This is a genomic window from Kitasatospora sp. NPDC051914, from assembly GCF_040680995.1.
Classification (GTDB): domain Bacteria; phylum Actinomycetota; class Actinomycetes; order Streptomycetales; family Streptomycetaceae; genus Kitasatospora.
Map to the genome: position 1 here is coordinate 93,820 of NZ_JBFAXX010000019.1, position 11,482 is coordinate 105,301.

An 11,482-nucleotide genomic window follows, 5' to 3' on the forward strand; every position below is an offset into this window, starting at 1 on the left:
CCGTTGCTTTGCGTGTTCTGTTGCAGGTCCGGCGGCGCACACAGCCGCGCCGCCACTCCCTGGTACGGAAGCGGCGGCGCGGTTGTTCAATCGGCCGTGCGATCGGCCGGCGGGATCACTCCCACTCGATGGTGCCCGGCGGCTTGCTGGTGACGTCCAGCACGACGCGGTTCACGTCGCGGACCTCGTTGGTGATCCGGGTGGAGATCTTCGCCAGCACGTCGTAGGGCAGGCGCGACCAGTCGGCGGTCATGGCGTCCTCGGACGAGACCGGGCGCAGCACGATCGGGTGGCCGTAGGTGCGGCCGTCGCCCTGGACGCCGACGCTGCGGACGTCGGCGAGCAGCACGACCGGGCACTGCCAGATCTGACCGTCGAGGCCGGCCGCGGTGAGCTCCTCGCGGGCGATGGCGTCGGCCTCGCGGAGCAGGTCCAGGCGCTCCTCGGTGACCTCGCCGACGATCCGGATGCCGAGGCCCGGGCCGGGGAACGGCTGGCGCTGGACGATCTCCTCGGGCAGGCCGAGCTCCTGGCCGACCATCCGGACCTCGTCCTTGAACAGCTTGCGCAGCGGCTCGACCAGCTGGAACTGGAGGTCCTCCGGCAGGCCGCCGACGTTGTGGTGCGACTTGATGTTCGCGGTGCCGGTGCCGCCGCCGGACTCCACCACGTCCGGGTACAGGGTGCCCTGGACGAGGAACTCCACCGACTCGCCGTGCTCGCCGGCCTCGGCGACGATCTCGGCCTGCGCCTGCTCGAAGACCCGGATGAACTCCCGGCCGATGATCTTGCGCTTCTGCTCCGGGTCGCTGACCCCGGCCAGCGCGGTCAGGAAGCGCTCCTTGGCGTCGAAGACCTTCAGCTGCACGCCGGTGGCGGCGACGAAGTCCTTCTCGACCTGCTCGGTCTCGCCCTTGCGCATCAGGCCGTGGTCGACGTACACGCAGGTCAGCCGGTCGCCGATGGCCTTGTTGACCAGGGCGGCGGCGACCGCGGAGTCCACACCGCCGGACAGGCCGCAGATGGCGCGCTTGTCGCCGACCTGCGCGCGGATCAGCGCGACCTGCTCGTCGACGACGTTGTGCGTCGTCCAGTCCGGCGCGATGCCCGCGCCGCGGTACAGGAAGTGCTCGAGGATCTGCTGGCCGTGGTCGGAGTGCAGCACCTCGGGGTGGTACTGGACGCCGTACAGCTTGAGGTCGTCGTTCTCGAAGGCGGCGACCGGGACCACGTCGGTGGAGGCGGTGACGGTGAAGCCCTCGGGCGCGGCCGAGCAGGCGTCGCCGTGCGACATCCACACCGAGTGCTGCGCCGGGACGCCCTCGAACAGGGTGGAGCCGGTGCGGCTGACGGTCAGCGGGGTGCGGCCGTACTCGCGGGCACCGGTGTTGTCGACGGTGCCGCCGAGCGTGATCGCCATCAGCTGGAAGCCGTAGCACATGCCGAAGACCGGGACACCGGCCTCGAACAGCGCACGGTCGAGCCGCGGCGCGCCCTCCTCGTAGACCGAGGAAGGCCCGCCGGAGAGGATGATCGCCTTCGGGTTCTTGGCGAGCATCTCGGCGACCGGCATGGTGCTCGGCACGATCTCGCTGTAGACCCGGGCCTCACGCACCCGGCGGGCGATGAGCTGGGCGTACTGGGCACCGAAGTCGACGACCAGGACGGTGTCGTTCTCGGTTGCGGACTGGTCCGGGGAAGCAGAGGACACGGACGGCCTTCCGGCGGGTGTGGGGAGTGTCTGCAGCCGAGTCTACCGGGGCGGCTCGAACGCTCGGACCGCCCGGCGGCCGGGCCGCCGTTCCGCCGTCCCCCTTGCGCCCGCACGTCGGCGGTTCACCCGCTTGCCGACCGCCGGGGCCGTGACCGGCCGTCAAGCGAATCGTTGCACCGCATGACCGTACGGACCGCACCGAGCCCGCCAGGCCCGGGCAGCACCGGACGGTCGGCAGGACCACGCGTGGACCCCGATCCGGTCCACCCCCGCGCGTGGCGGGCCGGCGGCCCGCCGTGGGACCGCGCGGCGGTGCGGCTGCCGGGCAGCAGGGGACAGCGACCCCGGCCGCGACCGGAACGGACCGTCGGGGCGGGGAGGTCGGCGCCGGCGCCGACCTCCCCGCCTCTCGGGCGCACCTGCGCCCCGCCCGTACCCACGGGCCGTACCACTCCCCGGCCGCCCCGTCCCACCCTTCGGCCGCCCTGTGCACGCCCCTGTGCGCCCCTGCTTGCAACTACTACGCAGCGTAGTCGACACTCCCACCCGGCCCCGGCGGGGCGGCACCCGCGCCGCCCCGCCGACCGGAGGGACGGAGGGATCACCAACGGGAAACGGACTCTGTCGAAGTGCGCCGAATCGGTTGCACAGTACGGCTTCCGTCCATCACGATGCTGGTTGTGGGGGTTGGCCGACCGCCTCGCGAGGGCGGCGCGGCCGGTGCTGCGGAGAGTCCGCGGCCCGGCGACGACAACGGTTATCACCTCACGCTCCGTGAGGGGCCGACCCGGCCCGCGCACGCGGAGGGGCCCGTACACCACCGGGCGACCTGCCGCCGTTCCCAAGCCATTCGACACGACGGCGCACTTCCCCCGGCGCCGTCACCCCAGCACCCGGCGCAGCCCTGACGCCGCGTGCTGAACGACAAAGGGCCCCGTTCCCCCGCGGGGCCCTTTGCCCTGTCCGGACCCGGGCGACCGATCAGGTGCGGTGCCGGTCCCGGTGCGAGTCCAGGACCTCTCCCGCGAAGGGCACCGCGGGCCCGGGCGGCGGGGGCGTGTGGGCCGGGCCGTGCGCCGGCGCGGGCGGTGCCCCGTGCGCCGGGCGCAGCCGGGCGAAGAGCGGCGGCAGCAGGAGTGCTCCGACCGCCGCCCAGAGCAGATGGGCGATCAGGGCGGTGTCGGCCGCGATCGCCCAGGAGGCCCCGGCGTCACCGCCCGGCGCCGCCGCGGAACGGACCGACAGCCCCGCCACGGCGTCGAGGGCGGTGAGTGCGCAGGCGTACAGCGCCGCCGCCGTCAGCCGGTCCGCCGGGCCGAGCCGCTGCCGGTGCACCGACCGGGCCAGCAGCAGCGCGCCCGCCACCGCGAGCAGCACCGCCCATGGCCAGGGCCCGGCCGTCCCGTCCGGGTCGAACAGCGACAGCTCGCGCTCCCAACCGGCCCCCGGGCCGCGGTCGCGGAACTGCAGGACGGCGCCCGAACCGAGGGCGAGCAGGAACAGTCCGCCGTTGACCGCCAGCGGGAGGCACACCCACACCGGCGGCGCCTGCGGCAGCACCGCGGCCAGGACGAGCGCGGCGGCGCCGGCCGCACCCAGCGTGCCCGCCAGCGCGGGGCCGGCCGCCCGGGCCGCGCCCGGCAGGCCGTGCAGCGCGGGGCGCCGCGCGAACCAGGCCCGCACCGGGCCGGAGCCGTGCACGGCCGCGGCGAGCAGGGCGGCGGCCAGCGCCGCACCGGCGGCGGCGGACAGCAGCCCCGGCTCGACCGTCGCGCCGCCCTCCTGCGGACCGGCCCCCTTCGGCAGCAGGGTGACCCGGCCGACGGCGCCCAGCAGCAGGGCGCCGGCTGCGGCCGCGGCCGCCGTCCGCGCCGACTCGGCGAGCACCGACCCGGCGTCGGCAGGGCCGTTCGCGCGCCGCCGGCCCCGCAGGCCGAGCCCGAGCAGGACGAGCCAGCCGGCGCCGACCAGCAGCGGCACGACCCGCAGCTGGAGGCCGGGCCCCGGTGTCCACAGCTCGGCGCCGGGGCCCGCCTGCAGGCGCAGCGGTGCACCGAACGCGGTCAGTACCAGGGCCAGCGAGGCACGCAGGCGGTCGCCGTACTCGGCGGTGACGGGCCACAGCAGGCGCTCGGGCAGGGCCAGCAGTACGGCCGCGGCCACCAGCAGGCCGGTCGGGGCGGCGACGGCCTTCAGCGCGGGCAGCCAGTCGGCGAGCAGCCTGCTGCCCGCGGCCGCCCAGGGTCGCTCCGGGCGGTACGGGACGCCCAGGCCCCAGCGGCCGTCCGGCGCGGTCTCCACGACCTCGCCGACCTCGCCGATCCGTCCGGCCTCACCGATCCGTCCGGCCGTGCCGGCCCGGTGGCCGTCATCGGAGCGGGCGGGCGGAAAGGCCCGGCCGCAGGCGGCGCAGCTGCGCGCCCACCCCGCCGAGGCCGCCCCGCAGCCCCTGCAAATCGGCATGGTGCTCCCCCAAGTCCCCCGCCCGACGGTCGGAAGCACCGTTCTCCCACCGGGGGCGGAGGGGTGTCAATCGGCCGTCGGCCGGGCCGGGTCCTTGCGGGCCGGCACCGTCGGGACGGGCAGCAGGGGCAGCCGCAGCGCACCGAAGGCCCCGGCGGGGACGGCCGGCTGCTTGGGCTCGACGGCGGCCACCCGGCGGTAGGCCCCGCCCTGGGCGGGCCGCTGGTCGGCGTCGCCGTTGTTCGGCCAGAGCGACATGGCGCGCTCGGCCTGCGCGGTGATCGTCAGCGAGGGGTTGACGCCCAGGTTCGCGGAGACGGCTGCGCCGTCCACCACGTGGATGCCGGGGTGCCCGTACAGCCGGTGGTAGGGGTCGATGACGCCGTGCTCGGCGTCCTCGCCGATCGGGCAGCCGCCGAGGAAGTGCGCGGTCATCGGCATCCGCATCAGTTCGCCGATGTTGGTGCCGGCGAAGCCGTTGATCTCGTCGGCGAGGATGCGCGCGGCCTCCTCGCCCTCGGGGATGTGCTCCGGGTTGGGTGCGCCGTGGCCCTGCTTCGCGGTGAGCAGGCCGCGGCCGAGGCCCTTCGGCTTGCGGAAGGTGGTCAGCGAGTTGTCCAGCGACTGCATGACCAGGCCGATGATCGTCCGCTCCGACCAGCGGTACTTGGACAGGTTGCGGGCCGACAGCACCGGGTGGCGGACGGTGGTGGCCAGGTAGGACAGCAGGTTGGAGCGGCGGTGCGGGAACTGCAGGATGGTCATCAGGCCCATGGCGTTGGAGCCCTTGCCGTAGCGGACCGGCTCGATGTGGGTGTTCTCGTTCGGGTGGATCGAGGACGTGATGGCCACACCCCGGGTGAAGTCGGCCTTGTCCGCGCCGGTCTTCCGCCGGTAGCGGCGGTTGTCGGTGAGCGCGCCGACCAGCGACTCCGAGTTGGTGCGGGTCAGGAAGCCGAGCTTGGCGGAGATCCGCGGCAGCCGGCCTGTGTCGCGCATGGTGTGCAGCAGCGTCTGGGTGCCGTAGGTGCCGGCCGCCAGGACGACCTGGCGGGCGCGCAGCACGGCGCGCGGGCCCTTGCGGCGACGGTCGGTGGCGACGGTGGTGACGGAGAACCCGCCGTCGGCGTCCTCGGTGAGGCCGGTCACGGTGGTCAGCGGCCGCACCTCGGCCCCGGCCTGCTCGGCCAGGTAGAGGTAGTTCTCGATCAGCATGTTCTTGGCGCCGTGCCGGCAGCCGGTCATGCACTCCCCGCACTCGGTGCAGGCCCGGCGGGCGGGGCCGGCGCCGCCGAAGTACGGGTCAGGCACCTCGCCGCCGGGGGCGGCGGAGCAGCTGCCGTCGGAGTCCTTGCCGTCGCCGAAGAAGACGCCGACCGGGGCCAGGTGGAAGGTGTCGCCGACGCCCATCCGCTCGGCGGTGGCCCTCAGGTGGGTGTCGGCGGCGGTGACGGTCGGGTTGAGCCGCACGCCGAGCATCCGCTGCGCCTGGTCGTAGTACGGGGCGAGCTCCTCCTGCCAGTCGGTGATGTGCCCCCACTGGCGGTCCTCGAAGAAGGGCTTCGGCGGGACGTACAGGGTGTTGGCGTAGTTGAGCGAGCCGCCGCCGACGCCGGCGCCGGCCAGCACCAGCACGTTGCTCAGCAGGTGGATGCGCTGGATGCCGTACAGGCCGAGGGCGGGCGCCCACAGGTAGTTGCGCAGGTCCCAGGAGTTCTTGGGCAGGCTGTCGGCCGACCAGCGGCGGCCGGCCTCCAGGACGCAGACCCGGTAGCCCTTCTCGGTGAGGCGCAGGGCGGCGACCGAGCCGCCGAATCCCGAGCCGACCACCAGCACGTCGTAGTCGAATCCGCCGTTGTCCGCCATGGTGCCGCTGCTCCTTCGAGGGTGGGGGTGGTCCGCGGTACGGGCCGGCCGCGGGCGGCCGGGTGGGGCCCGCCCCGGCGCGTGCGGGCCTACCGGAAGCCGAAGGCCTTGAGGGCCTTGAGGCCGGTGGTCAGCAGGGCCGCGAACCGCTCGTCGTCCAGCCCGTGCGAGGGGCCGATAGGCAGCAGCCGCTGGGTGGCGACGGTCTGCGCCTCGGTGAAGCGCAGGATGCCCTCGGCGCCGTGCCGGCGGCCGAGGCCGGAGTCGCCCATGCCGCCCATCGGGGAGGCCACCGAGCCGTAGGCGGCGGCGTAGGCCTCGTTGACGTTGACGGTGCCGGTGTGCAGCCGGGCGGCGACGGCGCGGCCGCGCCGGGCGTCCTTCGTCCAGACGCTGGAGTTCAGGCCGTACGGGGTGGAGTTGGCGATCTCCACGGCCTCGTCCTCGGTGTCGAAGCGGTAGACCGAGACGACCGGGCCGAAGGTCTCCTCGGTGCAGACCGCCATGCCGGGGGTGACGCCGTCGAGCACGGTGGGCTCGTAGAACAGCGGGCCGAGGTCGGGGCGGGGACGGCCGCCGGCCAGCACGGTGGCGCCGGCCTCGACGGCCTCCTCGACGTGCCGGGTGACGGTCTCCAGCTGACGGCCGGAGACCAGCGACCCCATGTCGGCGCCGTACGCGAGGCCGCCGCCGAGCCGCAGCGCCCTGGTGCGGGCGGTGAAGCGGGCGAGGAACTCGTCGGCGACCGAGCGGTGCACCAGCAGCCGCTCGATGGAGATGCAGAGCTGGCCGGCGGAGGAGAAGCAGGCCCGGACGGCGCCCTCGGCGGCCCGGTCGAGGTCGGCGTCGGCGAGGACGAGCAGGGCGTTCTTGCCGCCGAGCTCCAGGGAGGCGCCGACCAGGCGGCCGGCGGCCTGCTGCGCGACCTGGCGGCCGGTGCGAGTGGAGCCGGTGAAGGAGACGTAGTCGGCGTGCTCGACCACGGCCGGGCCGACCACCGGGCCGTCGCCCACCACGATCTGCCAGAGGTCGGCGGGCAGGCCGGCCTCGACGAGGATCTCGCGGGCCCACAGCGCGGTGAGCGCGGTCTGCGTGTCCGGCTTGTTGACCACGGCGTTGCCGGCCGCGAAGGCGGGCAGCGCGTCGCTGACGGACAGCTCCAGCGGGTAGTTCCAGGGGGAGATCTGGCCGATCACACCCTTGGGGCGGCGGCCCTCCAGGGTGTGGGTGAGCACCGGCAGGGCGCCGCCGCGGCGGCGGTCGCGCAGGTAGGAGGCGGCCTTGCGGCCGTAGTGCCGGGCGGCGGAGGCGGCGGCCAGCACCTCCTCGAAGGCGTGCAGCCGGGTCTTGCCGGTCTCGGCCTGGATCAGGTCGAGGACCTCGTCCTGCCGGGCCAGCAGCAGGTCGTGGAAGCGCAGCAGGACGGCGCCGCGTCGGCGGACGGGCAGGGCGGCCCAGGCCTTCTGGGCGCGGCGGGCGCGCCGGTAGGCCTCCTCGACGGCGGCCGGGGTGGACTGCGGCAGGCTCGCCAGCGGTTCGCCGGTGAGCGGGGCCGCGGTCACCACCAGCTCCGCGTCCTCGCCGGTGGTGATGCCGCGGGCGAGCCGGGCGACCAGGGCGGGGGTGACGGCCGCGGCGACCGTGCGGGCGCCGCCCGGGGCCGCGGGGTTGCGTCCGGCCTCGTCGGTGGCCCGGGCCTGGGTGTCTGCCGTGGTGTCCGTCATGGAGCGCAGCCTAGGCCTTCCCGGCCCGGATGTGTACCCGCCGGTAACACCCATTTTCCGTGCCGGCCCGGTCACGCCCCGTGCAGGATCAGCGCTCCACCGAGAAGTTGTTCAGCACGATGGTGAAGCGCCGCAACGCCTCCTGCCAGTCCTTCTCCGGCGAGGCGACCAGTACGTCGTAGGAGGTGCCGTCCTCGGTGCGGAACTCCGCCTCCTTGAGGTGGCGGCGGACGCCGGAGCCGTCCAGCGACTGGTAGCTGAACTCCCAGACCGCGCCCTCCTGGCCGTTGACCTTGATCTTGCTCAGGCTCTCCCGGCGGTAGGCGGGCCGGTTCTTGGCGATGCTCTCCTCCATCTGCTCGAAGTGCTCGAGCGGGGTGAGCGGCTGACCGACCGTCACCGCGAACTGCAGGTAGTGCACCTTGTTGTCGGGGCTGTAGTAGATCTCGTTGTTGTCCGTGGAGCGCAGCCACGGCTTCCCGTTGACGGCGTTCGGCAGCGGGAAGCGGAATCCCGCCGCGTCCTGCTTCCAGCTGTAGCCGCTGGGCGCCGGGCCGGGGGTGTCGGACGGGCCGGTCGTCGGCACGGTGATCTGCGGGGTGCCGGTGCTCTTCCCGTCGTCCGGGGTGGCGGTGCTCTTCCCGTCGTCCGGGGTGGCGCCGGTGCCGGGGCGGCTCTGGTAGGCGTACACGCCGCCGGCGGCCAGCAGGGCGACGACGAGCGCGGCGACCAGCAGGGTCCGGGCGCGGCGGCCCCGCCTGCCGGCACCGCCCGCCGCGGGCCCGACGGGCGGGGTCGTCTCCACCGGCGGGACGGCCGCCTCCGGGACGGCCGCGGCAGGTGCGGCAGCGGCAGGTGCGGCAGCGGGGGCCGGTGCGGCACCGTCCGGGACGGGCAGCGTCGGCGCGGTCGGGACGGCCCCGGCGGCCGGGCCCGCGGGCGACTCCGTCCGGTCGACCACCGGCACCTGCTGGGTCGGCACCCGGTGCGCGGGGCCGGGCTGCGCCTTCATCCCGATGGTGTGCCCGGCGGTCACCTGGCGGAGCATCCTGGCGGCCTCGTCGGCGGTGGGCCGCTGGGCCGCGTCCTTGGTCATCAGCGCGGCCAGCACCGGGCCGAGCGCGCCGGCCCGGCGGGGCTCCGGCAGCGGGTCGCCCACGACGGCGGCCAGGGTGGTCAGCGGGGAGGTGCGGCGGAACGGCGACTCGCCCTCCACCGCGGCGTACAGCGTGGCGCCGAGGCCCCACAGGTCGGAGGCCGGTCCCGGCCGCTCGCCCTGGGCCCGCTCGGGCGCCAGGTAGTCGGGCGAGCCGACCAGGTCGCCGGGGCGGGTGAGCTCGGTGGAGCCCTCGAAGGTGGCGATGCCGAAGTCCAGCAGGACGACCCGTCCGGTGCCCTTCTCCAGCAGCACGTTGGCCGGCTTGACGTCGCGGTGCAGCACACCGAGCTGGTGGCCGCGGTGCAGTGCGGCGAGCACCTGCAGGCCGACCTCGGCGGCCTCGCGCGGGAGCAGCGTGCCGTCCTGGCTGATCACGTCGGCGAGCGAGCGCCCGTCGACGAGCTCCATGACGATCCACGGCCGGCCGTCGTCCTCCAGGACGTCGTGGATGGTGATCACACCGGGGTGCTTGATCCTGGCGGCCGCCCTGGCCTCCCGCTTCATGCGGGACTGCAGGATCTCCAGCTCCTCCTCGGGCAGGTGGCTGACGGTGAGCTCCTTGACCGCCACCTCGCGGTCGAGCATCTCGTCGCGGGCGCGCCACACGGTGCCCATGCCGCCGCGGCCGAGGCGGTCCCCCAGCGCGTAGCGGCCGGCCAGTACCCGGCCGGTGTCCGTGCCCTCCGTCGACCGGTCCTGCACGCCCATGGCGACCGCTCCCCCATACTCAGTCCACCGTCACCGTGACGGAGGTATCGGTGCACCGCAGACTCACCGCACGGACATCTTCCAACCACAGATTAGGCGGCCCTGCGCCGGGGCCCGAAAAAGGGGCCCGGCGCCCGCCGCTCCGCCTCAGCCGGCCGTCAGGACGACCGCGGCGAGCGCGGCCAGCAGGGCCAGCATCACCCCGCCGACGAGCAGCGGGCCGAGCAGCGCCGGCGGCACCCGGGACGGCCCGCGCGGCACCGGCAGCCGGCCCTCGCCCCGGGTCCGCCCGCGGGGGTGCGGCACGACCGGGCCGGCCGGGCGCGGCACCGGCAGCAGCGGCGTCTCCTCCGCCGGCCCGAACGGCTCCGGGGCACCCGCCAGCAGGGCGCGCAGGCGCTGCTGGACGGCGGCCGCGGTGGGCCGGGCCTCCGGCCCGAGGTCCAGCAGCTCCTCGACCAGGCCGCGCAGCGGCCCGCAGCCGTCGGCCGGGTAGCGGCGCCCGTCGCGGACGGCGGCGAGCAGGGTCGGCAGATCGCCCTCCGGGTAGGGGCCGTGGCCGGTCAGCAGCCGGTAGAGCAGCACGCCGAGCGCCCAGCAGTCGGCGGGCGGGCCGGCATCGGCCGGCCAGCGCTCGGCGCGGGGGCCGAGCAGGTCGGCCCGCACCTCGTACAGCCGGTGCGGCACCCCGCCGCCGAGCTCCTCGCAGAGTGCCTCCTCGGCCGTGCCGAGGAGCAGCCCGCCGAGCATCGCCGCGCCGTCCTCGCAGACGGTCACCGCGTCGGCGGTGACGTTGCCGTGGGTGGTCCCGGCCTCGTGCAGGGCGCGCAGGGCGCCGGCGAGGTCCGCGGCCAGCTCCGCGACCCGGTACGGCGGGACGGGGCCGGCCCCGGCGAGTTCGGCGAGCGGCGCGCCGGCGAGGCGCTCGGACGCGATCCAGAGCACGCCCTGCTCGGCCGCCGCGCCGGGCTCCACCAGCAGCCGGGGGTGCCGGGGCGCGCGTTCGGCGGCGGCCGCGACCCGCTCGGCGAGCCGGTGCCCCTCGCGCGGGTCCGGCTCGTCGTACAGCTGGCCGGGCACGAGGAGTTCGGGCAGGTCGAGGGCGTGCAGCAGCACCGGCGCGCCCGTGTGCACGTCCTGTGCGGGCAGGCCGGCTCCCGTCGGACGGTCCGTCACCCGGTACCGTCCGGCCACCAACTGACCGGGGGCCGCTTGCATGTCCGACTTCCTCTCGACCCGGCCAGGGTACGTCGCCGCACGCCATAAGCTCGCAGCATGGACTGGACGGATCTGATCGACGTGGCCTTCGACGTGCTCGGCAGCGGCAACAACCAGGACGCCAGGAACGCGGCCGTGCGCACCGTGGAGGCCGGGGCCGTACCGGGCGAGGAGCCCGTCGCGGCGACCGCCGGGCGCCACCCCGACCACTTCCGCAAGGGCGCCCTGGTGCTGACCAGCCATCGGCTGCTCTTCCTCAAGGACGGCAAGCCGCCGGTGCCGGTTGCGCTGACCGCGGTGACCGACGTGACGGTGACCCGCTCCCGGATCAACGGCGAGGTGCTGAAGGTGGTCGCGCTGACCGGGGCGCACCGTTTCGAGGACGTGGTGAAGGCCGAGCCGTTCGCCGAGCGGGTGCGCACCGCGGCCGCGGAGGCCCGCCGCCTGGCCGCCGAGGCGCAGACCGCCGCGCCGGCCGCTGCGGCGCCCCCGGCCGACCTGCTGGACCAGCTGGAGCGGCTGGCCGCACTGCACTCCGCCGGTGCGCTCACCGACGAGGAGTTCACCCGGGCCAAGCAGCGCCTGATCGGCTGACCGGTGCGCAGGCGGACCGGACGGTGGTGCGCGTCC

7 protein-coding genes are annotated in these 11,482 nt (G+C 75.4%); 1 reads left to right on the forward strand and 6 read right to left on the reverse strand.

Annotation, left to right across the window (positions count from 1 at the left end; all coding sequences use genetic code 11):
• Nucleotides 1–115: 115 nt before the first annotated feature.
• The 6 genes from guaA to AB0M03_RS14945 form a co-directional block, all read right to left on the reverse strand.
• Entirely contained in the window at nucleotides 116–1,711 is a 1,596-nt protein-coding gene (gene guaA / locus AB0M03_RS14920; RefSeq protein WP_363491878.1) for a glutamine-hydrolyzing GMP synthase, read from the reverse strand.
• Nucleotides 1,712–2,695: 984 nt separating this feature from the next.
• The gene (locus AB0M03_RS14925) at nucleotides 2,696–4,177 is read right to left on the reverse strand and encodes a hypothetical protein (RefSeq protein WP_363491879.1); all 1,482 of its coding nucleotides are present in this window, start codon (nucleotides 4,175–4,177) and stop codon (nucleotides 2,696–2,698) included.
• Between the two features lie 66 nt (nucleotides 4,178–4,243).
• Nucleotides 4,244–6,043, reverse strand: a complete 1,800-nt coding sequence (locus AB0M03_RS14930; RefSeq protein ID WP_363491880.1) for a GMC family oxidoreductase — start codon at nucleotides 6,041–6,043, stop codon at nucleotides 4,244–4,246.
• A gap of 89 nt (nucleotides 6,044–6,132) precedes the next feature.
• Complete coding sequence (locus tag AB0M03_RS14935) at nucleotides 6,133–7,767, reverse strand: succinic semialdehyde dehydrogenase (RefSeq protein ID WP_363491881.1); 1,635 nt, start codon at nucleotides 7,765–7,767, stop codon at nucleotides 6,133–6,135.
• An 88-nt stretch (nucleotides 7,768–7,855) separates the two neighbouring features.
• Entirely contained in the window at nucleotides 7,856–9,634 is a 1,779-nt protein-coding gene (locus AB0M03_RS14940; RefSeq protein WP_363491882.1) for a serine/threonine-protein kinase, read from the reverse strand.
• Nucleotides 9,635–9,781: 147 nt separating this feature from the next.
• Nucleotides 9,782–10,852, reverse strand: a complete 1,071-nt coding sequence (locus AB0M03_RS14945; RefSeq protein WP_363491883.1) for a hypothetical protein — start codon at nucleotides 10,850–10,852, stop codon at nucleotides 9,782–9,784.
• A gap of 57 nt (nucleotides 10,853–10,909) precedes the next feature.
• Between AB0M03_RS14945 and AB0M03_RS14950 the strand changes: the two genes are divergently transcribed.
• Nucleotides 10,910–11,446 (forward strand): SHOCT domain-containing protein, encoded by a 537-nt coding sequence (locus AB0M03_RS14950; protein ID WP_363491884.1) that lies wholly within the window; start codon nucleotides 10,910–10,912, stop codon nucleotides 11,444–11,446.
• Nucleotides 11,447–11,482 lie beyond the last annotated feature (36 nt).